Genomic DNA, 25,185 nt, shown 5'->3' on the forward strand with positions numbered 1-25,185 from the left:
TTTGATTTAATTTTGCCTGCCCATATCTTATCATAAGAATATCAGGACCGAAAACTGCAATCCAGGAGGTTATCATGACAATATATGACTTTCATAAATCAATCAGCAGATATGAAACAGCTTCTGTGAAATGGGAGCTGACAAAAGATGTATTTGGCTCTTCGGATGTGCTTCCTATGTGGGTGGCAGATATGGACTTCGAACCTCCTGAAGAGGTGCAGACTGCAATCAGCAAAAGGGCCAGCCACGAGGTCTTCGGCTACACATTTGTCCCACCTTCTGCATCTGAAGCCGTCCAGCAGTGGCAGAAGGATCAATCCGGCTGGGAAATAGGGAGATCCTGGTTGTTATTCAGCCCGGGGGTGGTCCCTTCCATCAGCCTTGCCGTCCAGGCATTCACAAGTCCCGGAGATAAAATTATGCTTCAGTCCCCTGTTTACACGCCTTTCTTTGAGATGATTGAAAAGAATGGGCGCATGGTCGTCAACTCTCCGCTGGCCCTAGTGGAGCAGCGCTATGAAATCGACTTTCAACGTTTCGAGGAAGAGCTGAAAAAGGGCATTAAGCTTTTCTTGCTCTGCAGTCCGCATAACCCGGGCGGCCGGGTTTGGAAAAAAGAGGAGCTTTTGAAAATAGGGGAATTATGCAAAAAATACGGGTGCCTGATTCTCTCAGATGAAATCCATTCAGATCTGGTATTTTCACCACACAAGCATATTCCGATTGCATCTCTTTCCAAGGAATTCCGGGATATTACAATTACATGCATCGCGCCGAGCAAGACCTTTAATATTGCCGGGCTGCAATCATCAGCAGTAATCATCCCCAATGAGCAGCTTCGCGACAAATTCAAGGCTATCCAGGCACAGCAGGGCTTTTTCACTTTGAACATCTTTGGCATCACCGCCATGGAGGCAGCCTATCGGCATGGACGTGACTGGCTGGATCAGCTCTTGACTTATCTGCAGGCAAATTACGAAATCGCCCGGAGCTTCATAGAAAGGGAGCTTCCTCCGGTCAAGGTCATGGATCTTGAAGCGACCTACCTGATGTGGCTTGACTGCCGGGAACTCTCTCTCCCGGATAAAGACCTTAATTCACTTCTCATTGAAAAAGGCAGGCTCGCGCTTGAGCCTGGCACAAAATACGGCCCAGGCGGCGAAGGATTTGTCCGGATGAATATTGCCTGCCCGCGTGAAACTCTGGAGGAAGGACTGAAGCGGCTGAAACTCGCTTTTTCCTGATTACAATTTAAATGGCACAAAAAAGAACAGCTCGGGTCAGCTGTTCTTTTTTTGCAGGCTGTCCTGCTTCATGATTTGATTTTCCAGCTCTTTCGCCTTTTTTTCCTCGCGCTTTGATGCTCTGATGATCAGGCGCATGGCGATGATCGCTCCAATTAAAAATATGGTAAACGTTATGGATGCCGGAATATACTCCGACTTATCTTCCGGGAAATATAGGAACAGAGACAAAATATAAGCCTGGATCATTCGTTTTCTTCCTTTCTGCCAAAAGCAGTGGTCAGCCTTATTATATCAGCTGGGCTTGTCCTGTCCAAGCGGCTACTTTATTACTTTTATCTCCTGGATTTTTACATCTTCAACCGGCCGGTCGGATTCATCTGTTTCTGCAGCTGCAATTTCATCGACGATTTCCATGCCTTCGATCACCTGCCCAAAGACAGTGTGGCGGGAATCCAGCCAAGGAGTCCCCCCATTATCGTAAGCTGCAACAATCTCTTCTGGATACCCTGCTTTTTCCATCTGTTCCTTCATGCCCGCTTCTGCTGTACTCTTTTGTACGATGAAGAACTGGCTTCCGTTCGTGTTGGCGCCGCTGTTCGCCATGGATAAAGCACCGCGGAGGTTGTACAGTTTATCTGAGAACTCATCCTCAAACGGCTGCCCGTAAATGCTCTCTCCGCCCATGCCTGTCCCGTCCGGATCTCCTCCCTGGATCATAAAGTCATTGATGACCCGGTGGAAGATAAGTCCGTCATAATAGCCCTCTTCACTATGGGTGATGAAGTTCTCTACCGCCTTTGGAGCATGGTCAGGGAAAAGCTTAATCTTAATAGTCCCCATTGATGTCTCCATTTCCACGAGTCGTTCATTCTCCCCAACTTCCGCTGTGAGCTGCGGATAGCCTCCCTCAGAGCTCTTCTCCTCTGCGGCCTGTTCACCTTGCTTTCCTTCTGATGCTCCTGCGCCTTTCTTGCCGGCACTGCTGTTTTGATCAGTGCTTGTCCCGCACGCAGCCAGCAGCATTATCGCTGCTGCAAGGAAAAGGTATATGAAATTCTTTTTCATGGTTCAGTCCCCCTCTATTGTTGCTGATAGGTTTGTACCCTCCGCTTTTCTTATAGATTACTGGATTTCCTGTTGCTTTGCACTTTGTTTTTCAAAAAAATTCGGGCATAATGGGAAGAAAAGCTTCAAAGGAGGGGACAGCTTTGAGTGAATTCCAGGTGGGAGCTCAGGTGACGGCCATTTACAAAACAGGTAAGTATATCGGGGAGATTACGGATATACGGCCCCAGCATTATCTTGTCAGGGTGCTTGCTGTTGAAAAGCATCCGATGCAGGGAGACCTTCATAATCCAAAGCAGGCAGATGTCATGATGTTCCATGAGCGCAGGGCGCTTGCTTATAGAGAGCAGACAAATGTTCCTAAACAGATGGTCAGGACATATGAGGGAAGCATCCCGGACTATAAGACGTCTCTTAAGCAAGCACTGGATAATATGAAAAGCGGGCTTTTGGAGGATGATTCTGAATGGGCGAGGCGCTCCCTTGAGAATGCGGAGCAGCTGGAAGCCGATTATTTTAAATAAAACGAGCTAAAGCCAAATCCATCTGCGGGTTTGGCTTTTATGCAAAGCGGTTTAAAAGCTTGGAAAGGTCGATCCTGTCTCCAATTGTCGTGGGCTCGTGGTTTTGGAGATATCTTTTATCTTTCTCGACAAGCTGATAGATTTTATAGGTTGTCAGCGCATCATCCAAAGCACGATGGTGCCTGCCTGTTCCTTCCTTTCCATATTCCTTCACCGCTTTCCATAGGCCGGTCTGGTTCTGGTCACCAAAAAAACGTTTATATTCCATCGACAAATCAACTTCCTTCCCTTTAAATGGAAAGCCGATTCCGGCATGGCTGCAATTTTGGCGGAGCACCTTCATATCCATATTGCCCCAGGTTACAATTTCATCAGCTTTATTGCCCCCCATCTGCTCAAGTCTGCAGATCAGATCGGCCAATGAAATCCCTTTATCCACCTGCTCCTGGCTGATATGTAAAAAAGACTTGCATCTTTCGGATAGTTCCGGAAAACGGATGGGAGCCACAAAAGAGGAAAACTGTTCTAGTATCGCTCCATTTTGGACAGACACCGCGCCCGCCTCAATGATCTCCGGAGAAAACCCTTTATAATTTTCGTTTTTATCTGGCATGGTGAATTCAAAGTCGATAAACAAGCAGAGTTTTCCATCTTCCATTACCAGCCCTCCTTACTGATCACGATTACACCATTTACCATTTATTATATCACCAAAAGATAATATTTTTACTATTCAGTAAATTATTTCTTGCTTTATATTTTACAATCTCACAAAAAAATGAATGATGCCGATAATACGTATAGCACACCTTTTGAGTCCGGCATGAATGCCCTATTATATAAGAAACGGAGAAACAGGCATGAAAACACTGACGGGATATTTAACAATTGCCTTCATCCTGCCTTTCTTTGTGCTGTTTGTCTATAAAACGGCCGATGAAGCCAGCCGATTGGAAAGCCTTCCCCACTTTTTGGACAGCAGGATTGAAGTGACTAACGCAGCATCATTTCCTCAGACCAGCCTGATGACTGACCAGGATGGAAATGTGATTTCTGAAATCTTTACACCCTATAACCGCATTCCGCTTGAAGCTGAAGATATTCCCGAATTCTTGAAAAAGCTGGTGGTTGCCTCGGAGGATGAGCGGTTTTATGAGCACAAGGGTTTCGATTTAACTGCCATTGGCAGGGCATTGGCTGCAAATGCAGATAACGGCACTATTGAGGAAGGCGGCAGCACGATTACACAGCAGCTGGCCAGGAATCTGTACCTGACCCATGAGCAGACATATAACCGCAAGCTGACTGAGCTGCTGTATGCCTATCAAATGGAGAGGATGTATTCCAAGGAAGAAATACTATCTTATTATTTGAACAGTATCTATTTCCAGAATGGGGCATACGGAATCGAAGCAGCATCAAAGGTTTATTTTCAGACTGAGGCCGCAAATCTTTCGTATGCGCAGCTGGCTTTCTTGGCTGCCATCCCGAACAACCCCTCCTTGTATGATCCTGCCAAACATTTTGACAGGACAAAAAAAAGGCAGGAGCTGCTGATTGACGTGCTTGCTGAAAAGGGGGAAATATCCCCTGAAGATGCGAAGGCTTTGAAAGGCGAAAAAATTGCCTTAACACTGGCGGACCGGATCGACCTTTATCCAGATTACACAACATATGCCGAGGCTGAGCTGAGAGAATTGATCCGGTTCAGGGAAGGCATCCCCCCAGATTCAGAGGAAGAGCTGGACAGCAGGGTGGAGCAGGTTCTCCAGGCAGGGGCGGTCATCCATACCTCCCTGGATCCTGTTCTTCAGCAAAAAGCTGTTCATGCAGCCTCCGCCCATCTGCCTGATCAGAAGGCAGAAGCAGCTGCAGCCGTCGTCAAGAACAGCACCCGCGGACTGGCTGCCCTCACAGGCGGGAGGGATTACAGGAAATACGACTTTAACAGAGGCTACCAGGCCTTCAGGCAGCCGGGCTCTGCCATCAAGCCTTTGCTTGTGTATGCCCCTTATATTGAAAGGACGCGCCCGCTGATCAATCAGAAGGTAGATGCCGGCCCCCTTTGTATCAGCGGCTATTGCCCCCATAATTACAGCGGTAAAAATTATGGAAAGGTGAGCCTGGAACAAGCCTTTATCCACTCCTATAATACACCTGCGGTCAGGCTCCTGAGCATGATAGGAATAAAAGAAGGCTTCAAGGATCTGGACAAATTCGGATTCAGTAAAGTAGGAAAGCCAGACCAGTCGCTTGCTGCTGCAATCGGCGGATTCAGCAGGGGTGTTTCCCCCTTGGAGCTCGCAGGAGCGTACACCGTTTTTGCCAATGGAGGCATTTATCAGCCTGCAAGAGCCATCCAAAAGGTCACAGACAAAAACGGCAGCCTGCTGTATGCATGGGAAGACCAGCCAGTGAGAGTCTGGAGCAATGAAACCATAGATAAGATGAGACTGCTGCTGCAGGAAACCGTCGCAGCAGGAACCGGCAGGAAAGCTTATTTTCCAGGAGGCTATACAGGGGGCAAGACCGGAACAACCAATGATTATAAAGATTACTGGTTTGCCGGGCTCACCGATGAATATACGGCAGCAGTATGGGTCGGCAAGGATCAGCCGGAAAGCATGGAATCATATGAAAAGATGGCCCCGCACTTATTGATCTGGAAGGATATCCTGAAATAGTAAAGCAGCAGATTGCCTGCAGGCACTCTGCTGCTTTTGCTGTATCCTCTATACAGGAAGGCTCGCCATCACACTGTTATAAAGCTTCAATGTCAAAAACAGAAGAATGGAAAGCAAAGAGGCCCAGGAAATGACCTGGAAGAAGATGATCCCGATCAATCCGGCCGGAGAGAAAGAACTTCCTGAGATATAGACAAAGTAGATGAAATAAATGACAGTAGCTGCAAGAAAAATCCCCAGCATAGCGTAAAAGCTGAAAAAGCTGAACAGCGACAGTGCCCCGCCAGCCAGATATATGACTGATCCGCCCCGGCTTTTCGCGATCGCTTCCCCGCTTTCATCTTTCGAAAAGAAAAGAAGGGATAGCCCATTAATGGTGTCTGCAATCAGCTTCAAGGCAGCAAAAATCATAAAGCAGCAGGCCATACAGACGATGATCATTGCCAGCTTAATGCCAGCCTCAGGGAAGAACTCCTTCATGCCTTCATATACTCCCATTCCCAAAAGCCATCCTTGCAGCTTCTTCTCCGCTATGATTGAAAAAGACAAACTGAATAACAAAATCGCCATTAAAGGGAAATAGCTGGTCAAATACTTATTTTTCATATGAAGCCCCCTTAGTCCCGGAATCCCTAATTACATTATCGGCGCATCTGGCCATATGTACAGGCAATACACATGAAACCAGCAAAAAATCTGCTCTAAAAGCAGCAATCATTTAATAAGATAATAAAAATGAAAGCGCTAACATTAGGGGGATTGAATATGAAAAGGATGATAATTTGCCTGCCCGCCGCTTTTCTGTCCGCCTGTCTCCTGTTTGCATGGAATTCGCCGGCAGCGTCCACACCAAATGAGATGCAGGAATTCAAAGGGGCATTGGAAGATCGCATGAAAAGCACAGTCCATTATTATCATGAAGATTCAGCAGAGATCAAGGACTTTATCACAATTGATGGGGACGTGGTAAAGATCATCCAGACAGATGATTCTGCCACACCGGAAAATGAGGAGAAGATCGAGGAGTATTCCACAAGGATTGCAGTGGCTTTTACTGAGTTCGAATTGAAGCGCGACTCCATTTTCTTTTTTAAGAAAAGAGAAATGTATTATTATGATCTTGAAAAGAAGGAATTCCTGTCTTCAGTACATGTGATGGGGAATTCCGGGGTGGAACAGTTTTTCAAAGAATATATGCATGAGTTCACGAAAGTGCTGACACCGGCTTCGCTTGCGCTGCTTTTGCTGCTGCTATCCGCCATTATCATTGTGCCGGTTCTGATCATGATATTTCATAATAAGAGCAGATCAGGCTCCCAGGCAGCCGGCCAGATTTAAGAGAGGATGAGCTATTCATCCTCTCTTTATTTATGGGGCAATCCTGCTTCCACCCTTACATATTCCCTTGATTCAAATGCTTTTATCTTTCTTTTATTGGGTCCCTGGCCAGCATCAGCCGGCATGACTTCCACAATTTCCTCTTCTGCGTCAGAGTAGAAAAATTCTCTTTTATCCTTTGCTTCCAGCACCCATGCACCTGCAAACAGAAATGTGAAGAGAAATATGGAGGCAAGTATTTTCTTATGCATGCTAAACCACCACCTAGTCGTAGTTTGGATGCATTTTAATATATTTATACAAATTTTTTTCGAAATTTTTTCCGGTTTCCAACCTGTTTCTACCTATTTAATAAAGTTGGGAGAATCCTTGCCGCATAAGGTTTCCTCAAATGCACGACCGTGCCATTTAGGTTATAATTTGTTCAGAGGCAGTCTCCGGGAGGAATTTTTTTCCCCTGGCATTACTTAGAGCAGGTAAAGTGTGGAGCATCTTATAACAAAGATTGGAGATAATTGTATACATACGCGTCTCTATTTACAGCTTTTCTTCACTAGCATGGAATACTTTCAGCCGCAAATGGGAAAAGGCCCTTGATATGTATCAATTTCTTCCTGACAAGGACTCACATGCACTAATTCTGTGCGCTTACAATCATAAAGGAGGTCATATTGTTGTCTTTGCTGCATTTGGCGATTGTTTCGCCATTATTGTTTGCCATATTTATACCGTTCTTCTATAAATATTTCAGGCAAATACATACCGGGTGGTTTCTATTGCCTCTGCCCATCCTGCTTTTCAGCTATTTCATCAGCTATCTGCCGGAAACAAAAGCGAATGGGGCAGTAAGCAGAACCCTGTCCTGGATTCCATCCTTCGGGATTAATTTTACAGCCAGGGTCGATGGCCTGGGGCTTCTTTTCGCCCTTTTAATCACAGGCATCGGATCCTTAGTGGTGCTGTATTCCATTTATTATCTTTCTAAGGAAAAAGAAAAGCTCAACACCTTTTATGTTTATCTGCTCCTGTTTATGGGGGCTATGCTCGGGGTTGTCCTTTCCGATAATCTGATTGTGATGTATGCTTTCTGGGAGCTGACCAGCTTTTCTTCCTTCCTGCTGATCGGCTATTGGTATCACAGGGAAAAATCCCGCTATGGCGCCCAGAAATCAATGATGATTACGGTGCTTGGCGGACTGGCTATGCTGGGCGGGATCATCCTGCTTTATCTGATGACAGGAACCTTCTCTATTTCCGAGATCGTCCCGATGGCCTCTGAAATCATGGAAAAGCCGTACTTTGTCCCTGCCCTGCTTTGCTTCCTTCTGGGCGCATTTACAAAATCGGCGCAATTCCCGTTCCATATCTGGCTTCCTGACGCGATGGAGGCGCCGACGCCTGTCAGTGCATACCTCCATTCTGCGACAATGGTAAAAGCAGGCATCTATTTAGTGGCCAGAATGAGCCCGGTTTTTGCAGAATCCGGCATCTGGCTTTGGCTTGTTGCATCCTTCGGGATCGTTACGCTGTTCTGGGGTTCCTTTTCTGCCGTCAAGCAGACAGACCTCAAAGGAATCCTTGCTTTTTCAACCATCAGCCAGCTCGGGCTGATCATGTCCCTCCTTGGACTCGGTGCAGCAGCTCTGCATTATGATACCGTGGAAGACAGCTTCTATACGATTGCTACAACTGCGGCAGTGTTTCATTTGATCAACCATGCCACCTTTAAAGGAAGCCTCTTTATGGTTGTCGGCATCGTTGACCATGAAACAGGGACAAGGGATATCCGCAAGCTCGGAGGACTAATGAGCTTTATGCCGATTACCTTTACCCTTGCGCTGATTGGAGCCTTTTCAATGGCTGGCCTGCCCCCATTCAATGGATTCCTAAGCAAGGAAATGTTCTTTACCGGAATGGTCCGCATCCTTGAAGTGGATATCTTCAATCTTGATACATGGGGCATTTTATTCCCTGTGCTCGCATGGATTGCAAGCGTGTTTACGTTCATTTACAGCATGGTGCTTGTATTTAAGACATTCACAGGAAAGTTCCAGCCTGAGAAGCTCGATAAAAAGCCGCATGAAGCTCCTTTCGGCATGCTTATTTCGCCGATTATCCTGGCTTCGCTGGTCATTATCATCGGATTCTTCCCGAATATCCTGTCAAGCACTATTATCGCTCCAGCCCTTGGAGTGATCATGCCAGGCCTTGTGTTCGACGTGCATATTTCTTTCTGGCACGGCTTCACTCCAGAGCTTTTCATGACGCTTGGAGTCATTGCGTTTGGAGTCCTTCTTTATACTACACTGGACAAATGGCGCCAGATTTATGATCTGTTCCCGGAGAAGCTGGCACTCAACCGCTTTTATGATGGCGGGATTGAAGGGATGCAGACCTTCTCATCAAATCTGACAAGAACCTATATGAACGGGTTTATCCGGACATATCTTGTGTATATCTTTACATTCTTTATTCTGCTGCTTGGCACAACGCTTGTTTGGAAAAATGCCTTTAAGCTCAGTACGAATGATCTTTCTTCAATCGGCTTCTATGAAGTGCTGCTGGCGCTGATCATTGCCGCTGCATCAATTTCCATCCTGTTTGCCAAGTCAAGGCTGACTTCAATCATCCTGCTCGGTGCAGTCGGATATACAGTAGCCTTGTTCTTTGTTTTATTCAGGGCGCCTGACCTCGCTCTGACGCAGCTTGTCATCGAAACTGTGTCTGTCTCGCTTTTCCTGCTTTGCTTCTATCACCTGCCAAAGCTGAAGCGTGATGAAGAGAGGATCCGCTTTAAGGCGGTCAATCTTGCAGTCTCGATCGGGGTCGGCGCCATTGTCACGCTTATCGCCCTGTCTGCACACAGCAATAAGCTGTTTGACTCTATTGCAAGTTACTATATTGAAAATACTTATAAAGAAGCAGCAGGAAAAAATATGGTCAACGTAATCCTGGTTGATTTCAGGGGCTTTGATACCATGTTTGAAATATGCGTTCTCGGGATCGCTGCCCTCGGCATCTTCGCCATGATCAAGCTCCGCCTGGCAAGGAGGAATGAAGGATGAAAACAAACGATATCATACTGCAGACAGTGACAAAGGTCACTCTGTTCATCATCATCCTGTTTTCGATCCATCTGTTCTTTGCCGGCCACTATTATCCAGGCGGCGGATTTGTGGGCGGATTGATGACATCCGGTGCCATCGTGCTGCTCCTGCTCGCTTTTGACATGAAGACAGTCGCAAATATTTTGCCGATTGACTACAAATATATGATTGCCACGGGGCTTTTGTTTGCTGTGGGGACCGGAGCAGGGGCACTTCTGTTCAATGTACCGTTCCTGACCCACAAATTCACGGATGTCTACCTGCCCCTGCTCGGAAAAACATCCCTGCATACGGCAGTGCTGTTCGATACCGGTGTATTCCTAGTCGTTGTCGGAGTCACAATGACCATTATTCAAACAATAGGGGAGGATGAATAATGGAGATATTAATGTCCGTTCTCATTGGCATTCTGTTTATGACTGCCACTTATCTGATGCTCTCGAAAAGCTTGCTGAGGATCATCATTGGTACAGGCCTTTTGAGCCACGGCGCCCATCTTCTGCTGATCACCATGGGCGGTTTGAAAAGGGGAGACCCGCCATTATTGGGGGAGCATGCAAAAAATTATGTCGATCCAATCCCCCAGGCCTTGATCCTTACTGCCATTGTTATCAGCTTTGGCGTTACAGCCTTCTTCCTGGTGCTTGCCTACCGCGCATACCAGGAGCTAGGCACAGATAATATGGACAGATTGAGAGGAAAAGAAGGAAATGACTAACTTTTTAATGCTTCCAATTCTAATTCCGCTGGCAACAGCGATCCTTTTAATCTTTCTCGCTAAAAATGTCCCTGCACAGCGCTGGGTTTCCGGAATATCTGCCGCAATTACGGCGGCTGCTGCCTTCCTGCTTGTGCAAAAGGTTCACAATGATGGGATCCAGACAATTAATTTGGGCAGCTGGGAGGCGCCGTACGGAATCACGCTGGTGTCTGATATGGCTTCTGCCCTGCTTGTTTTGACGACAAGCCTGATATCCCTGGCCTGTCTGATTTATTCTTTCAAATCTATCGGCATTGACCGTGAGAAATTTTATTATTATCCTGTATTCCAGTTTCTGATCGTTGGTGTTAACGGGGCATTCACTACAGGGGATATTTTCAACCTGTTTGTTTTCTTTGAAGTTATGCTCATGGCATCATATGTCCTGATCGTTCTCGGAGGGACGAAGATACAGCTCCGGGAATCCATCAAATATATTTTGGTGAATGTCATATCATCAGCTTTGTTCGTCATAGCAGTGGGATATTTATATTCTATTGTAGGATCATTGAATATGGCTGATATTTCCGTTAAGATTGCAGCGTCCGGACAGCCTGGCATTTTGACGGTTGTCGCTGTTCTGTTCCTCATCGTATTCGGGCTGAAGGGCGCCATATTTCCACTTTACTTTTGGCTTCCCGGCTCTTACTATGCACCGCCTATCCCGGTCATGGCCGTCTTTGGCGCCTTGCTGACCAAGGTTGGAGTTTACTCCATCATGCGGACCTATACCCTCTTCTTTTATCATGATCAGGGGTATACACATGAGATTCTCAGCACACTCGCTGTACTGACCATCATCCTTGGGGTAATTGGGGCAGTTGCATACTGGGACGTTAAAAAAATCATCATTTACAATATTGTTGTCGCCGTCGGGGTCATCGTTTTCGGGATTGCGGCAATGACTCCTGATTCACTGGCCGGGTCGCTCTTTTATATCATTCACGATATGATCATCAAAGCAGCGCTCTTCCTGCTTGCCGGAATCATCATCACCATAACGGGGACAAGCAACCTCCGCCATATCAGCGGGCTGATCAAAAGGTATCCCGGGCTTGCCTGGACATATTTCATTGCGGCACTTGCCCTTGCCGGGATTCCTCCGCTCAGCGGCTTTATCGGAAAGCTACTGATTGTCCAGGGAGGATTTGAAGCCGGCCGCTATTGGGGTGCAGGGGTCGTCCTGCTTTCAAGCCTCCTGGTGCTGTTCTCAGTCATGAAAATCTTCATCAATGGATTCTGGGGAAATCCCCGCTCCTACAAAAATGAAGATAAAGCTCCTGTAAGGACTTTGCTCATTGCTCCGGTGATGCTCACTGCTCTGTCTGTATTTATGGGAGTCGGGACAGAAGTGATCTATCCTTATATCTCGCAGGCTGCTGAAACTCTTTCGGACCCAAATCTTTATATCAATGCAGTCTTAAAGGAGTAATGATATGGCATTTCAAATTTTATTGAATTTCTTTCTAGCATTTGTGTGGATGTTCCTGAAGGTCTCTTATGATCCGGTAACATTCCTTGTCGGCTATTTCTTCGGGCTGCTGATCATTTTTGCTTTCAGGCGGTTCTTCGATTCCCGCTTTTACCTTCTCCGGGTTGTGGCTGTCATCAATCTGCTGCTGATCTTCATGAGAGAGCTGATTTTATCCAATATCGCCATATTGAAGGTGATCCTGAAGCCAAAGCTTGATATCAGGCCCGGCATCTTTGCCCTTGAAACAGAGCTGACCGAGGATTGGGAAATCACGGTTCTTTCAGGCCTGATCACTTTGACGCCGGGGACGCTGGTCATTGATGTTTCCGATGATAATAGAATTCTTTATATTCATGCCATGGATATAGGGGATGTCGATGAATCGGTCAGCAGCATCAAGAATTCATTTGAAAAAGCAATCATGGAGGTGAGCAAGTGATGCTGGAAGTGATCGTACAGATTTCACTGCTCTGCATTTCCATTGCCATGGTCGGCCTCATCTACCGTGTAATCAAAGGGCCAACCATACCTGACAGAATCGTGGCACTCGATGCTATCGGAATCAACCTCGTAGCTGTCATCGCACTTGTTTCCATCTTGCTGAAAACCAATGCTTTCCTGGAGATTATCCTGCTGATCGGAATTCTTGCATTCATCGGCACGGTAGCCTTCTCGAAGTATCTGGAAAAGGGGGTTATTATAGAACGTGATCGAGATCATTAGAATCATCATCATTGTCCTGATCCTGATAGGAGCCTTTCTCAGCCTTGTAGCAGCATTTGGGGTGATCAGGCTGCCTGACGTTTACACACGGAACCACGCCGCCTCCAAAGCCGCTACATTGGGTGTCATGTCCGTCCTGCTTGGAACCTTCCTTTATTTCTATGCAGAAGAGGGGCATTTCAACTCACGGCTCATTCTGGGGATCATATTCATCTTTATGACATCCCCTGTTGCCGGCCACCTGATAAGCCGTGCAGCATATAATGCAGGTGTCCCATTGGCAGATGTAAGCGTTCAGGATGATTTAAAAATAAAAAAAGGATCACAGGTAAGCGTAAACCAAGAAAAGCCATGAGGGATTCCCTCATGGCTTTTCTTATTCTCATGGCCAGATGCTGTCATTTTCTTTGAATGACCGCCATTGTGCAGCGTGAAACACACACAAGCTTCCCTTCTTCATCAGTAATTTTGATATCCCAAACCATCGTTGACTTCCCCTGATGAAGGACAGTGGCAGCTGCAGTGACAACACCGTCTTTCTTTGCCCTGATATGGTTGGCGTTGATCTCAAGGCCGACAACCGCCTCTTTTTCCTGGTCCACCAATTCAAATGCCCCGATGCTGGCCACCGTTTCGGCCAAAGCAACCGAAGCGCCCCCATGCAAAAGCCCAAAAGGCTGCCTGGTCCTCTCATCCACCGGCATGGTCGCTGTCACACGCCCTTTCCCAAGCTCTGTCACTTCAATACCCAAGGCATGTATTAGTGTATTCTCCAATTTCATCATTTTTCCCCCTCCATGTTTTTAACCATGGTGCATGACTATGTATGTACTTTTACTATAACTTCTATCCTGGCGGCAGACAACCTGCCAAAGTATGCTTGATTCCATTCCCTGCCCCAAAGCCGGGTCCTGTGTGCTGCTTCGGAGTCAGCGAACGCCAATTTCATACAAAATAACTGCTTAAATAAAAGGCTGTGTTAGTGTACCTTGTTGATTTTGGGCTCATTTTAGCCGTATATTCATCCTGCCGCCAAGAAAGCCAAATAAAAAAAGCCTGCTGCGGCAAACTAAAGATGTCCATCCTGTTTTCGAATAGGCATGGACGAAACCATAAGAGGGGTGTTCATTTATGGATCATATCCGTGAAGGTTTAATTCCGGCAGTTCTTGGTACAGCTGTAACGGCTACAGGCTACGCGCTAAAGCAATCCAGAAAGGTTGACAGCACGCTTTCAGACACCATCGTCGGCTTCGGACTTGCCCATATCGTACTGGGAGCCATCGATCTTGTTGAACACCGCCATCACTATTAGCACACAAAAGGCAGCTTTCGCAGGCTGCCTTTTCTTTTTTGCTCCCTCACGCGAGCTCCCTCTGTTTTTCTTTTTTTCTTTTGCTGCGGGTCTTGATAACGAGAATGATAAGCGCAAAGACGGCTCCGGTTAAGAGTGCCTCTTTTCCATAAAGGATGATGGCGTCGATGTGGTCGCCGAACAGATATCCTAAAGTGAAAGCAACCGCGAGCCAGAGCAGCGCTCCGCTGAAGGCAAACAGTGCGAATGTTTTGAATGGAAGCCTGCTGAATCCGTATAGGAATGGGACAAAATTGCGAAGCCCCGGTATGAAATAGCTGAGCGAAAGGGAAAAGGCATGATGCTTATCCATCAGCCTTAAAGAGTCATCAATGATTTTTGCAAACCGCTTTCTTTTATGGAAATATTTAATCAGCGGCCGGCCGATAAACCGGCCAAGTGTATAGCAGGTCGTCAGCGCGGCAGTCATGCCGGCATATGTCACAAGAAAGGCCCCAAGAGGATGAAGCACACTCATCGAGGAGACCATCCCGACTGTCATGGCAATGACTTCATTCGGGACGGGGATTCCGAAGACACCGAACCAGAGCCATAAGAATAGGCCGATATAGCCATTTTCTTCGATTAACAGCAAAATATAGTCCAGCTCCATCTTCAGTCCCTCCCCCCGCTCTCCATCTATTTAAGAATTCTCCATTACCCTTATTTACCCCTCTTTTATCTTTATGAATCCATACTAATACTCTCATGCTTCTTAAATGTATATTCCTTCCTGGGAAGCACATAACCGATTACAATGGCTGGCGGTTTTTTTTTCAACTTCAATCGTAAGATAGGAAGCACCGGCATATAGATGGTATGAATGGGTGCACCTGGATTATGTCCATGAAAGGAGCCAAAAAGATGTTTCCACACCATTATTATGGAAGAAGAAACAGCATCAGCCGCTATCCGCAGCCTGTATGCCAGTTTCCTCCGCCTCCCCGCCAGCTCCATTATACAGCCAGCATGAGGCAGTTTCCTTCTGTCAATCCTGCCACCTTTATGAGCTCGGCCAAGCATATGCAGGGTCTAATGAGTGATGCCGGCTCACTGCTTGACAGGATGGCCACTTCCAAGCAGTTTTCTAATGATCTGATGTCAGCTGCCCAGCAATCCCAGACAAAAAAAGCAGAAGAGATGATCAAGGCAACCGGAATTAAGTCCCAGCCCCGTGTCACATATACACCGGACGGGCTCACCTTGGTATTTGAAGCAAAGGATGACCATGCTAAGTGCTGCAGCCTGACCTTAAAGCTCAGATGGATGTAAGGCGGGATGCTCCTGCCGCTGCAGCAGTGAAGCAGGAAATCATTTCAAGACAAAAAAAGCTCTCTGACCAGAGAGCTTTAAAAGAGAGAGTGTATTGTTAAATGACACTTCATTCCTTCATCAATCAGTAATACGGATATCCTCCGCCGTATGGCGGGCCGTAAAATGGCGGCGGGTAAAAGTACGGCCTTGGCCGCGGATAAAACAGTGCACTGCCGACAAGCCCTCCAAGCAATCCGCCTACAAACGGCGCCCCAAAGAAAAATCTTGAACCGCCTCCAGCATAATATGGCGCTCTATATGGATGCATAAAAGGTCTACCTCCTTATTTTCTTCCCTACACTACTACATATGCAGGCGAATGCCTTTTGGACTGGGCATTTGTCCGCCCCCCGGGGCAATCCCCGCCGTGCCGTTCTTTCGGCAAAAAAAACACAGGAGACCTTCCCTGTGTTTTTTCAGCGCTATTTCTGTTCCAATATATCTGCCGTTTGTCCGCACGCCTGCAGTGCCTGTTCGACCGCCTGGAGGGATTGCTCGATGCGTTCACGGTTTGATCCCTGCTCTACCGTTGTTAATGCCTGCTGCAGGGAATCTTTTGCCTGATTCAGGGACCCATAAGAGTCCTGTACATATCCTCTTGCATTTTTCTGCATGTCAGCACCTCTTTGCTCTTATTTTTCACAGCCAATAGCCAATGGGAAGACAATTCCGTTCATCTGCAGAGCTGATCAGCCGGAGCTGGAACAGAAATTGGTCGAAGAGGATCGGCTCCCCATCATCGAAAGAGCAGGATTCGAAAAGTAGCTCCAGCGGATTATCTCCAGCACCGGAATGCTCCATCACGCCTGAAAGCCAAAGCTTGAAGCTCAATGACTGTCCAAGTGCACTGTATCCTGCTTCATCGAATATTTCCCTTATCTGCTTTTCATCCATCCGGCCGCCTCCCTGCATACCAGAAATCTTCCATTTTTGATTTTTCCCAAACTGGCTGTTTTTATACTTTCCCCGTGCAAGAAAAGGCTCTGGGAAAATAACCATTTTCTGCACTTTTGCGTGATGGCTCGTCTATAATATAGCGAAGCATAAATCGGCAGCCTGCAGGGTATTTCAACTTTCATCTTATGAAGCCTTACAGCTGTTCCAAAAGGAGGGATATCATATGGATACAAAAGAGCTTTTCGATTTGTCCAACAAAACGGCCATCGTTACCGGCGGCGGGCGGGGGCTTGGCGAGCAAATGGCCTATGCACTTGCAGAGGCAGGGGCAAATGTAGTCGTCTGTTCCAGGAATCTGGAGGCGTGCCAGGCTGTCAGCAAGAAGCTGGCTTCCCTGGGAGCCCAGTCATTGGCATTGGAATGCGATGTAACCAATGAAAATAATATCAGCTTTGTCATCGCCGAAACGATCAGCCATTTCGGGCGGATTGACATCCTGATCAATAACAGCGGAACTTCCTGGGTCGCTCCGCTCCTTGACTACCCGGAAGACAAATGGGACAAAGTGATGGATGTTAATGTGAAGGGTGCATTCTTATTTACTCAGGCAGCAGCAAGGGCCATGAAGGATCAGGGCAGCGGAAAAATCATCAATATCGCATCTGTCACAGGATTACGGGGGGCTCCAACCGGCTTTCTGGATACACCGGCGTACAACACAAGCAAGGGAGCGCTGATGGTGCTGACAAAGGATCTGGCTGTGAAGCTCGCCCCCTATAACATCCAGGTCAACAGCATTGCCCCGGGCCTGTTCCCGACAAAAATGACGGCATCCATGGAAAAAACCAATAAAATATTGCTGAAAAAGATACCTGCCGGAAGGTTTGGCAAGAATGAGGATATAAAGGGAACAGCCCTGTTTCTGGCTTCCAGTGCTTCCGATTATGTGACAGGCCATACGCTTGTAGTAGATGGCGGCCTGACGGCAACCATCTAGAATAACAGCGGAAAGGAGCAGGCGAATGTCAAATGAACAAGCGCAGGAATTATTCAGTTCATTAAAAAAAATGGGAATGAAGCTTGAATTTGAGTTGAATGAGCTGATAAAAAAGCAGCTGAATAAAGAAGAACTTCTGCTTACAGCCAGCTCAAATTCAGCTGTGATTGCGAGTATGATCAGCCAATGCCGGAATATGGCTGAATTGCTTTCCATACCTTTAAACTTCCCTACAAAGAACGATGTGGCCCGGGTGGCAAAGCTAGCCATTCAGGTTGAAGAGAAAGTCGATCAGCTTGACGAACAAATGCTGACACTGTCCAGTACACTTGCCGACATTAAAAACTCACTCGAGATGCTTGGGTCAGGAGGCTTTCCAGAAAAGCCGGCCAGCCCGGCTATGGATTATCCTAAATCAGGACAAAATCCGGAAGTGAAAGCTCCTTCCTCCAAACCGGAATCTGATATTGATTCAGGGGCAGCAGCTTCCAGGACAGAAGGCAGTCTGGCTGGGAAGCGACGGATAGCACGGTTCATGGCACTCAGAATCCTTCTGGATAATCTCCAGAAAAATGCTGAAATCCTATCCGGATTGCCTTCGAAAGGATCGAAAAATAATGGAAGATAATATCGGCAGCTCCAATGCATTCTGGTCCGAGAAGGAAAAAGATAGATGGAAAGGATTTTTCCGGACACTCTCGGCAGCAAAGCCCGAACAGGGATGCACATACAGGAGAGCAGTCTGGAAAAAGAACAAAGCGGTCTTATGGCATTACCCTCCGGCGGAAAGAAAGTACAGCACTCCCATGTTCCTGATTTATTCACTCATCAACCAGCCTTACATTCTGGACCTTGCACCAAATGAAAGCATGATCGAGGTACTTGTCAACAAAGGCTATGATGTATATCTAATCGATTTCGGCGCTCCGGGATATGAAGATAAAGACCTGACGATCACCGACTATATCAGGGATTATATAGCAAAAGCCGCCGCAAGGGCGCTCAGCCACTCAGGGGCATCGGAGCTGACTGTCATGGGCTTTTGCCTGGGCGGGACCATTGCTGCCATCTATGCAAGCATCTCAGAGCAGCCGATCAAGAACCTGATTCTATTTGTGACACCGATCGATTTCAGCATCTTGCCCGCTTATGACGAGTGGATTGAAGCCGTTTCAACAGGCAGGGCCGATTTCGATGCTGTCATTGATGCACTCGGAATCATCCCGGCCCCTTTTATGGAAGCCGGCATGCGGCTGCTTACTTCACCTATCTACTTATCTCACTACCTCTCTCTATTAAACCGCTCATATGATGAAAAATACACAGAAAAGTGGCTGAGGTTCAACACATGGACAACTGGCCATATTCCTTTTTCCGGAGCTGCCTTAAAACAGATTTTCCATGAATTCGGGAGAAGGAACTCCCTGATGGATGGCTCTCTCGTCATCGATGGAAAAAAAGCCGACCTGGCTAATATACAGGCAAACCTGCTCGCTGTTGCCACAGCAGGAGACAGGCTGGTTCCCAGAGAACAGGTCGAGCCTGTGATCGGCCTCGTTTCAAGCAGAGACAGAACTTTTCACTTGCAGCATGGAGGGCACGCCAATCTTGCATCCGGCGGACAGCTCCCTCCCTACCTGACCGATTGGCTCCATGAACGCTCAGAGCCTATTGGCAGTTAAAATCTGAACAATGGAGGGTTAGGATGTTTTATACCTTGAACTATGAGAAGCTTCTTAGACCAACAGGCCACTGCAGCTATTACGGATTTGCCTCAATTGTGTTTGCAGATTATTTCAAGAAATGCTGCAGCTAACAGTAAGGCTTGTTCTTTATAAAAGAAACCTCATCCCCAAAAGGGTTGAGGTTTTTTCATTGAACAGGTCAATCAAAGCTGAATCTTTCTTCTTTGAAGGGATCTCCATAATTATGATACCCGTTTCTTTCCCAGAATCCAGGCTTATCTACAGCAGAGAACTCGATGCCGCGGAGCCATTTGGCGCTTTTCCAGAAATAAAGATGCGGTATGACGGCACGGAGCGGAAAGCCATGTTCCGCGGTAAGAGGCACGCCATTATGGGAGTGTGCCAGGAGGCTCGTTTCCTTCAGGAAGTCTGCAAGCGGCAGATTAGCAGTCCACCCTTCCTCTGCATGCAGAATGACAAATGATGTTTCATCCCTAAGCTTCACCAGCCTGACAATCTCTTTTGCAGCGACACCCCTCCACACATTATCAAGCTTTGACCAGCCTGTGACACAGTGGATGTCATTCCCGGATTCTGTCTGCGGCAGCTTCAGAAGATCGCTGTAGCTGAAGACTCTTTCCTTTTCGACAGTCCCGAAGATCCGCAGCGACCAGTGATCCAGACTTGAATAATAAGGAACATTGCCATGGTGCAGGACCGGAAAAGATGCGGTCACATTCTGGTTCGGCGGAACTCGTCCCGAGTCCGCTTTCCTGACCTTTCCGAAATACATGCAAAATCACCCCATTCACTACTCGTATGTAAGGATATATTATCCTATATTTCTGTCAATACACAGCAATTTGCAAAAAGAGGGGCTCCATTATCGGAACCCCTCTGCTTGATTATAGGACCATTGCTGCAATCCAGCCAAAGGCAATCAGCGGAATATTATAGTGCACAAAGGTTGGCACACATGTATCCCAAATGTGATTATGCTGTCCATCAGCATTAAGCCCGGCCGTCGGCCCGAGCGTACTGTCTGAAGCCGGCGATCCTGCGTCTCCAAGAGCAGCGGCTGTTCCGACCAAAGCGATGGTCGCCATTGGACTGAAGCCAAGCTCCATGGCAAGCGGGACAAAGATCGTCGCAATAATCGGGATGGTCGAGAAGGATGAGCCGATGCCCATTGTCACGAGCAGGCCGACAAGGAGCATAAGGAAAGCTGCAAGAGCCTTGCTGCCGCCGATGATTGCCGCTGCCTGTTCAACAAGCTTTTCAACATCCCCGGTTTCTTTCAGCACATCAGCAAACCCAAAGGCCGCCAGCATGACAAACCCGATGAAAGCCATCATTTTCATTCCCTCGGTCAATAAGGCATCTGCTTCCCTCCAGCGGATTGCCCCGCTGATATAAATGACCAGGATGCCGCTCAGTGCTCCGAATATCATTGAGTCCAGGATGATCTGAACTGTAAGTGCCGCGACAATGGCAAGGATGGAAAACAGGATGGCCAGTTTTGAATAGCTTCCTTTTTCCGGAGCAGCGATTTCGATAGTCTCATAGCTTCTTGATTTACGGTATGAGAAGAACACTGCGATAATAAGGCCTGCTGCAAGACCGGCAGTCGGGATCAGCATCGCTTTTGGGATATCTCCCATTTCAATGACAAGCCCGCTGTCAGCCATATTGCTGGCCAATATTTCATGGAAAATCTTCCCGAAGCCTGCAGGCAGCAGGATATAAGGTGCAGTCAGCCCGAATGTCAGGACTGAAGCAATCAGGCGCCGGTCGATTTTCAGTTCATTCATCACGTGAAGAAGCGGCGGAATCAGGATTGGAATAAAGGCAATGTGAATCGGAATCAGGTTCTGGGAAAAACAGGCCATTAAAAGGATCGCAAACACTATTAAAGCCTTTGAATAAGTCTTTCCCTTAGATCCCCCGTTTCTGCCGACAACCCCCAGCACCCAGTCCACCATTAAGTTAGGAAGCCCGGTTTTGGAAATGGCAACGGCAAACCCGCCAAGAAGCGCATAGCTGAGGGCCACCTCGGCACTGCCTCCAAGCCCGTTTGTAAATACTTCAATTACTTTATCTACAGACAGCCCGCCCGTCAAACCGCCAACCAAAGCCCCTGCAATCAGTGCAAACACAACGTTCACACGCAAAAGGCTCAGCACCAGCATCACAAGCACAGCTGCAATAACTGCATTCATGTTGTATCCCCTCTCTTGATGAAAAAACAGTAAGTATATAGAATGAATAGTCTGCAAGTGTTCTACAGCAGCCAGCCGCTTGTCAGCAGCAGGTACTGCGGCCGGTATTGCGGCCGGTATTACTTTACTCTGATAAATCGGTAAAGAACTAAAACACAAATACTAAAATACCATACTGGGACTGGCCTGTCAATTATCCCGGGGAACTTCCAGTGATTGGAGGCAGCTGGCGGGGAGTGCTAATATTAAATAATGAAAAAAGCCAGCCCCCTTAAGGGGCTGGCCCGGATTAGCCTTTATTCAAATGGCTCAAATCGTTCTACCATAAGGGCAAGTGTTCTGGCCATCACTCCGGTGGCGCCGGACGGTCCGAGATCATGCGCCTTGTCAACAGTGGCAGTGCCGGCAATATCAAGATGAACCCAAGGAGTCCCCTCGGCAAATTCCCCGACAAAGCCGCCGCCCATGATGGCATGGCCTGCACGGCCAGGAGAGTTGTTCAGATCGGCAATCTTGCTGCTCCTGATGCGCGCCTTATCTTTTTCAAATAATGGAAGCCTCCAGATCGGCTCACCGGCTTCGAATGACGCTTCGAGCACCTGCTCATAGAGGGCTTCATTATTGGCCAATGCTCCGGTTGTATCATTGCCAAGCGCAACAATCACGCCGCCTGTCAAAGTCGCTACATCTACCAGATATCCTGCTCCATGATGCTTCGCATAGGTGACAGCATCTGCAAGAGCAAGGCGCCCTTCTGCATCTGTATTCAGTACCTCAATCGTTTTTCCGCTCATGGAGGTGATGACGTCATCAGGCTTGAATGCTGTGCCGCTCACCATATTGTCTGTGGACGGAATGACGGCCACAACATTCTGAGCAGGCTTCAGTTCACCGATGATTTCCATAGCGCCAAGCACAGCCGCGGCTCCTCCCATATCGGTCTTCATGCCGACAATGCCATCTTTCGGCTTGAGTGAATAGCCGCCTGTATCAAAAGTAATCCCTTTTCCGACCAGACCGACCACATCCGTCCACTCGTCCCTGCCCTGGTATTTCAGGACAATCATTTTTGGCGGTTCTGCAGATCCCTGGTTGACGGCAAGAAGGGCACCCATGCCCAGCTTCAGCATATCTTCTTTTTCAAGAATTTCCGCTTCAAAATTATATTTGCCTGCAAGCTCAAGCGCGTAGTTCGCCAAATCTGTTGCTGTCAGCATATTCCCTGGAAGATTTACGAGCGTCCTCGCGGAGTTAGTCCCTTTCCCGTGGGCGGTCCCTACTTCAAGCGAAGCCTTGACCTCGGCTTCATCAGCAGTGCTGTACACTGTGAGGCTTTCAACTTTCTTTTCAGGCTCGTTCGATTTTTGCTTATAGCCCTGGAACTCATATGCTGAAAGCTCGAAAGCTTCTGCTGCAGCATGCGCCGCATCATTTGCGTCTGCATTCTCTGCTGTGAATGAGTCAAGATAAAGCGCGGCCTCCTGCAGCCTGTCTTCTTTTAAGCGTTTGAAGGCCTTTCCGAAAGCTTCCCTTAGCACTTCAAAATCCAGTTCCTTTTCTTTTCCAAGCCCTACAAAGTAAATTCTTTTGACTCCTGTTTTGCCAAATGTATGTATTTTGGAAACCGCTTTTTTCTTAGCTGAAATGTCCCCGCTTTTCATCAGTTCTGTCAGATTTCCTTCAAAAATGTCATCTGCCTTTGCCAGATTGCCTTCAAGCTTGGCAGGTTTATCGAATAATCCGATGACAAGGGCCTCATGGCCGGCATTGAAGTCCAACTCCTGTTTGATTGTATACATTCTGCTCACCTCCAGTATTAATACCTTTATTATATCGGATAAAAGGATTTATTTCGAGAATCTAATCATCTTCCAAAAATAAATAGATATCAGGCAGGACGGGAAGGGTTTTTACCTCCTCATAAGGAATTGTATCTATAGTCTCTGGTATAATGGAGAGGCATGCAGAGATGAATCCGTACACCTTTTCCAGGTCCAGACCCCAATGCCTCGGCCTGTAGGATTGAAGATAAGAATGGGCAGCCTGCATCATGAGCCTGGCGCCTTTCACATTGCCATACTCGTAATGGTAGATGGCCACACTCATTTGCAGCAGCCCTTTAAAAAACAGATCGGTTTTGTCTTCCATCCACAATTCCTCCAAAAGGTCATGGCAAGTGTAATAGTCACCTTCATTAAAACAGATGAAGAATTCGTAGTATTCTTTGGGATAAAGCATGCAATCACCCCTGCACAGAATGTATTCATACTCCTGGTTATCCATATCATATCAGATGTACATAAATTTCAGTATTCAACTTCCGCCCCGGCGGGTATAAAAAACAAAAGGGCTCTCTGCCCTGCAGATGCGGCTTATGGGAGGCTCAAGCTCCACTTGCTCCTATCAGCGCGGCAGCTGTCAAAACAGCCAAAAAATGAAAAGGTGGTTTCCCGATGGATTTATTGCTCAACTTCCCCTTATGGTCTGCACTGGCCGCAATCTTTTTTGCACAGTTTGTAAAGGTGCCCATTCAGTATATTGCCACAAGAAAGCTGGATTGGTCCCTTTTAACAAGCACCGGAGGCATGCCCAGCTCCCACTCGGCCGCTGTAACGGCCTTATCCACGGGCGTGGCCCTGGAAACCGGGATGGATTCTGCTGTATTTGCGGTGGCAGCTGTGTTTGCCATCATCACGATGTTTGATGCCACCGGTGTAAGAAGGCAGGCAGGCGAACAGGCCATTGTCCTGAATCAGCTTGTAAACGATTTTAATAAATTCGTCGAGGAAGCCAAGGTATGGCAGAAGAAGGCTGAAAAAGAAAAGCAGAAAGAACTGAAGGAGCTCCTGGGCCACAAGCCGATTGAAGTATTTTTCGGCGGCCTGACAGGGATTGCTTTGACCCTAGTCCTCGATATGCTAGTGAATCTATAAGGAGATTTTTATGAGAATAGTATCTATTTGCCCCAGCAACACTGAAATTATGGCTTACCTGGGCTTGACGCATCTTCTGGTCGGAATCGATGACTATTCTGACTGGCCGGAGGAAGTGCTTCACCTTCCAAGACTCGGGCCTGATTTATCAATTGATATGGATAAGGTCGAGGCGCTGAAGCCTGATCTCGTACTCGCATCCCTGAGTGTGCCGGGGATGGAGAAAAATATCGAGGAATTAAAGAAAAGAAACCTGCCTTTCATCACGCTTAATCCCCAAAGTCTCGAGGATATCGCCCGGGATCTGGGGACAGCAGCTGAAGCTATCGGACATCCTGAATTGGGTGAAAAGGCAGCCGGGGAATTCAGGATGAAAATTAAAAGCCTGCAGGAAAAAGCGGCAGGCACCAGGCACAGGCCCTCCCTCTACTGGGAGTGGTGGCCAAAGCCTGTTTTCACCCCTGGGAGCATCAACTGGCTCACTGAGATCAGCGAGCTTGCCGGCGCCGTCAATTTGTTCAGGGATGTGGAGCTTGCCAGCGTCCAGACAGATTGGGAGGACGTCCTCCGCCGCCAGCCTGATTATATTTGCCTGGCTTGGGTTGGTGTCCGCAGGGAGAAGGTAAAGCCGGAAATCGTCATGAAAAGGCCAGGATGGAAGGAACTTGAGGCAGTCAAACAGGGAAGAATCCTTGTGCTGGAGGAAGAACTGTATTGCCGCCCTTCCCCGCGCCTGATTGAAGGCGCGGAAAAGCTCGCCCGTATGCTGCATCCGGAATGCTTTTAGCGATAAAAAGAGGGAGGCCGAATAATTGGCCTCCCTCTTTTTTTGGTTTTATTGTCTTATTGTATTTTATTTGCAACT

General features: G+C 47.5%; 32 protein-coding genes. 18 read left to right on the forward strand and 14 right to left on the reverse strand.

What is annotated here, in order from left to right; genetic code table 11:
- The first annotated feature begins 74 nt into the window (after positions 1-74).
- Complete coding sequence (locus LCM00_RS17915; RefSeq protein WP_224904636.1) at positions 75-1,244, forward strand: MalY/PatB family protein; 1,170 nt, start codon at positions 75-77, stop codon at positions 1,242-1,244.
- 36 nt (positions 1,245-1,280) lie between these two features.
- On the opposite strand, the gene LCM00_RS17920 is transcribed toward LCM00_RS17915, so the two are convergent.
- On the reverse strand, positions 1,281-1,493 hold the full coding sequence (locus LCM00_RS17920) for a hypothetical protein (protein ID WP_009795413.1): 213 nt from the start codon (positions 1,491-1,493) through the stop codon (positions 1,281-1,283).
- A 72-nt stretch (positions 1,494-1,565) separates the two neighbouring features.
- Entirely contained in the window at positions 1,566-2,312 is a 747-nt protein-coding gene (locus LCM00_RS17925) for a peptidylprolyl isomerase (protein WP_224904639.1), read from the reverse strand.
- A 143-nt stretch (positions 2,313-2,455) separates the two neighbouring features.
- Between LCM00_RS17925 and LCM00_RS17930 the strand changes: the two genes are divergently transcribed.
- Positions 2,456-2,836 (forward strand): kinase-associated lipoprotein B, encoded by a 381-nt coding sequence (locus LCM00_RS17930; RefSeq protein WP_224904640.1) that lies wholly within the window; start codon positions 2,456-2,458, stop codon positions 2,834-2,836.
- Between the two features lie 37 nt (positions 2,837-2,873).
- Here the strand turns inward: LCM00_RS17930 and kapD are convergent, their stop codons facing one another.
- Complete coding sequence (kapD, locus tag LCM00_RS17935; RefSeq protein WP_224904643.1) at positions 2,874-3,494, reverse strand: 3'-5' exonuclease KapD; 621 nt, start codon at positions 3,492-3,494, stop codon at positions 2,874-2,876.
- A 202-nt stretch (positions 3,495-3,696) separates the two neighbouring features.
- Here kapD and LCM00_RS17940 point away from each other — a divergent pair, with 202 nt between their 5' ends.
- Entirely contained in the window at positions 3,697-5,520 is a 1,824-nt protein-coding gene (locus LCM00_RS17940) for a transglycosylase domain-containing protein (protein WP_224904645.1), read from the forward strand.
- A gap of 48 nt (positions 5,521-5,568) precedes the next feature.
- Here LCM00_RS17940 and LCM00_RS17945 read toward each other — a convergent pair whose 3' ends face one another.
- A complete protein-coding gene (locus LCM00_RS17945) occupies positions 5,569-6,126 on the reverse strand; it encodes a YufK family protein (RefSeq protein WP_224904646.1) in 558 nt (185 codons plus the stop codon).
- A gap of 159 nt (positions 6,127-6,285) precedes the next feature.
- Here LCM00_RS17945 and LCM00_RS17950 point away from each other — a divergent pair, with 159 nt between their 5' ends.
- The gene (locus tag LCM00_RS17950; protein ID WP_224904648.1) at positions 6,286-6,858 is read left to right on the forward strand and encodes a hypothetical protein; all 573 of its coding nucleotides are present in this window, start codon (positions 6,286-6,288) and stop codon (positions 6,856-6,858) included.
- Between the two features lie 26 nt (positions 6,859-6,884).
- Here the strand turns inward: LCM00_RS17950 and LCM00_RS17955 are convergent, their stop codons facing one another.
- On the reverse strand, positions 6,885-7,109 hold the full coding sequence (locus LCM00_RS17955) for a hypothetical protein (protein ID WP_224904650.1): 225 nt from the start codon (positions 7,107-7,109) through the stop codon (positions 6,885-6,887).
- A gap of 423 nt (positions 7,110-7,532) precedes the next feature.
- On the opposite strand from LCM00_RS17955, the gene LCM00_RS17960 reads away from it, so the two are divergent.
- Genes LCM00_RS17960 through mnhG form a run of 7 tightly spaced genes read left to right on the forward strand, consistent with a single transcriptional unit; the run spans position 7,533 to position 13,277 of the window.
- The gene (locus LCM00_RS17960) at positions 7,533-9,923 is read left to right on the forward strand and encodes a Na+/H+ antiporter subunit A (protein WP_224904652.1); all 2,391 of its coding nucleotides are present in this window, start codon (positions 7,533-7,535) and stop codon (positions 9,921-9,923) included.
- Positions 9,920-10,342, forward strand: a complete 423-nt coding sequence (locus LCM00_RS17965; protein ID WP_224904654.1) for a Na(+)/H(+) antiporter subunit B — start codon at positions 9,920-9,922, stop codon at positions 10,340-10,342. Before LCM00_RS17960 ends, LCM00_RS17965 begins: the two co-directional genes overlap by 4 nt.
- Positions 10,342-10,683 (forward strand): Na(+)/H(+) antiporter subunit C, encoded by a 342-nt coding sequence (locus LCM00_RS17970; RefSeq protein WP_224904655.1) that lies wholly within the window; start codon positions 10,342-10,344, stop codon positions 10,681-10,683. Before LCM00_RS17965 ends, LCM00_RS17970 begins: the two co-directional genes overlap by 1 nt.
- Positions 10,676-12,157, forward strand: coding sequence for a Na+/H+ antiporter subunit D (locus tag LCM00_RS17975; protein ID WP_224904658.1), 1,482 nt, complete (start codon positions 10,676-10,678; stop codon positions 12,155-12,157). Before LCM00_RS17970 ends, LCM00_RS17975 begins: the two co-directional genes overlap by 8 nt.
- Before the next feature lie 4 nt (positions 12,158-12,161).
- Positions 12,162-12,638, forward strand: coding sequence for a Na+/H+ antiporter subunit E (locus LCM00_RS17980; protein WP_224904659.1), 477 nt, complete (start codon positions 12,162-12,164; stop codon positions 12,636-12,638).
- Complete coding sequence (locus LCM00_RS17985; protein WP_224904800.1) at positions 12,638-12,922, forward strand: Na(+)/H(+) antiporter subunit F1; 285 nt, start codon at positions 12,638-12,640, stop codon at positions 12,920-12,922. The genes LCM00_RS17980 and LCM00_RS17985 overlap by 1 nt, the downstream gene beginning before the upstream one ends.
- The gene (mnhG, locus tag LCM00_RS17990; protein WP_224904661.1) at positions 12,906-13,277 is read left to right on the forward strand and encodes a monovalent cation/H(+) antiporter subunit G; all 372 of its coding nucleotides are present in this window, start codon (positions 12,906-12,908) and stop codon (positions 13,275-13,277) included. The genes LCM00_RS17985 and mnhG overlap by 17 nt, the downstream gene beginning before the upstream one ends.
- Positions 13,278-13,320: 43 nt before the next feature.
- Here mnhG and LCM00_RS17995 read toward each other — a convergent pair whose 3' ends face one another.
- The gene (locus tag LCM00_RS17995; RefSeq protein WP_224904663.1) at positions 13,321-13,704 is read right to left on the reverse strand and encodes a PaaI family thioesterase; all 384 of its coding nucleotides are present in this window, start codon (positions 13,702-13,704) and stop codon (positions 13,321-13,323) included.
- A gap of 349 nt (positions 13,705-14,053) precedes the next feature.
- Here LCM00_RS17995 and LCM00_RS18000 point away from each other — a divergent pair, with 349 nt between their 5' ends.
- Entirely contained in the window at positions 14,054-14,236 is a 183-nt protein-coding gene (locus LCM00_RS18000) for a hypothetical protein (protein WP_009795431.1), read from the forward strand.
- A gap of 46 nt (positions 14,237-14,282) precedes the next feature.
- On the opposite strand, the gene LCM00_RS18005 is transcribed toward LCM00_RS18000, so the two are convergent.
- Complete coding sequence (locus LCM00_RS18005) at positions 14,283-14,888, reverse strand: DedA family protein (protein ID WP_224904666.1); 606 nt, start codon at positions 14,886-14,888, stop codon at positions 14,283-14,285.
- Between the two features lie 251 nt (positions 14,889-15,139).
- On the opposite strand from LCM00_RS18005, the gene LCM00_RS18010 reads away from it, so the two are divergent.
- Positions 15,140-15,547, forward strand: a complete 408-nt coding sequence (locus LCM00_RS18010) for a hypothetical protein (RefSeq protein WP_224904668.1) — start codon at positions 15,140-15,142, stop codon at positions 15,545-15,547.
- A 124-nt stretch (positions 15,548-15,671) separates the two neighbouring features.
- On the opposite strand, the gene LCM00_RS18015 is transcribed toward LCM00_RS18010, so the two are convergent.
- From LCM00_RS18015 to LCM00_RS18025, 3 genes are all read right to left on the reverse strand, one after another.
- The gene (locus LCM00_RS18015; RefSeq protein ID WP_224904670.1) at positions 15,672-15,857 is read right to left on the reverse strand and encodes a hypothetical protein; all 186 of its coding nucleotides are present in this window, start codon (positions 15,855-15,857) and stop codon (positions 15,672-15,674) included.
- 154 nt (positions 15,858-16,011) lie between these two features.
- Positions 16,012-16,203 (reverse strand): hypothetical protein, encoded by a 192-nt coding sequence (locus tag LCM00_RS18020; protein ID WP_224904671.1) that lies wholly within the window; start codon positions 16,201-16,203, stop codon positions 16,012-16,014.
- A gap of 25 nt (positions 16,204-16,228) precedes the next feature.
- The gene (locus LCM00_RS18025) at positions 16,229-16,483 is read right to left on the reverse strand and encodes a hypothetical protein (protein ID WP_224904672.1); all 255 of its coding nucleotides are present in this window, start codon (positions 16,481-16,483) and stop codon (positions 16,229-16,231) included.
- A 226-nt stretch (positions 16,484-16,709) separates the two neighbouring features.
- Here LCM00_RS18025 and LCM00_RS18030 point away from each other — a divergent pair, with 226 nt between their 5' ends.
- The 3 genes from LCM00_RS18030 to LCM00_RS18040 are packed head-to-tail and all read left to right on the forward strand — an operon-like array spanning position 16,710 to position 19,165.
- The gene (locus tag LCM00_RS18030) at positions 16,710-17,483 is read left to right on the forward strand and encodes an SDR family oxidoreductase (protein ID WP_224904673.1); all 774 of its coding nucleotides are present in this window, start codon (positions 16,710-16,712) and stop codon (positions 17,481-17,483) included.
- A 25-nt stretch (positions 17,484-17,508) separates the two neighbouring features.
- Positions 17,509-18,111 (forward strand): hypothetical protein, encoded by a 603-nt coding sequence (locus LCM00_RS18035; protein WP_224904674.1) that lies wholly within the window; start codon positions 17,509-17,511, stop codon positions 18,109-18,111.
- Positions 18,101-19,165 carry an alpha/beta fold hydrolase gene (locus LCM00_RS18040; protein ID WP_224904675.1) on the forward strand — a complete coding sequence of 355 codons (1,065 nt, stop codon included), beginning with the start codon at positions 18,101-18,103 and terminating at the stop codon, positions 19,163-19,165. Before LCM00_RS18035 ends, LCM00_RS18040 begins: the two co-directional genes overlap by 11 nt.
- Positions 19,166-19,367: 202 nt before the next feature.
- Here the strand turns inward: LCM00_RS18040 and LCM00_RS18045 are convergent, their stop codons facing one another.
- From LCM00_RS18045 to LCM00_RS18060, 4 genes are all read right to left on the reverse strand, one after another.
- Complete coding sequence (locus LCM00_RS18045) at positions 19,368-19,961, reverse strand: sulfite oxidase-like oxidoreductase (protein ID WP_224904676.1); 594 nt, start codon at positions 19,959-19,961, stop codon at positions 19,368-19,370.
- Between the two features lie 112 nt (positions 19,962-20,073).
- Positions 20,074-21,387, reverse strand: coding sequence for a Na+/H+ antiporter family protein (locus LCM00_RS18050; protein ID WP_224904677.1), 1,314 nt, complete (start codon positions 21,385-21,387; stop codon positions 20,074-20,076).
- A 296-nt stretch (positions 21,388-21,683) separates the two neighbouring features.
- Entirely contained in the window at positions 21,684-23,186 is a 1,503-nt protein-coding gene (locus LCM00_RS18055) for a leucyl aminopeptidase (protein ID WP_224904678.1), read from the reverse strand.
- A gap of 61 nt (positions 23,187-23,247) precedes the next feature.
- Positions 23,248-23,625, reverse strand: coding sequence for a DUF309 domain-containing protein (locus LCM00_RS18060; protein WP_224904680.1), 378 nt, complete (start codon positions 23,623-23,625; stop codon positions 23,248-23,250).
- Between the two features lie 215 nt (positions 23,626-23,840).
- Between LCM00_RS18060 and LCM00_RS18065 the strand changes: the two genes are divergently transcribed.
- Together LCM00_RS18065 and LCM00_RS18070 are read left to right on the forward strand one after the other, a co-directional pair.
- Positions 23,841-24,320: a divergent PAP2 family protein gene (locus LCM00_RS18065; RefSeq protein ID WP_224904682.1), complete on the forward strand. Its 480-nt coding sequence runs from the start codon at positions 23,841-23,843 to the stop codon at positions 24,318-24,320.
- Positions 24,321-24,330: 10 nt separating this feature from the next.
- The gene (locus tag LCM00_RS18070; protein WP_224904684.1) at positions 24,331-25,107 is read left to right on the forward strand and encodes a cobalamin-binding protein; all 777 of its coding nucleotides are present in this window, start codon (positions 24,331-24,333) and stop codon (positions 25,105-25,107) included.
- Positions 25,108-25,185: the final 78 nt, after the last annotated feature.

Source organism: Bacillus infantis (assembly GCF_020171945.1).
Classification (GTDB): Bacteria; Bacillota; Bacilli; order Bacillales; family Cytobacillaceae; genus Bacillus_AB; species Bacillus_AB infantis_A.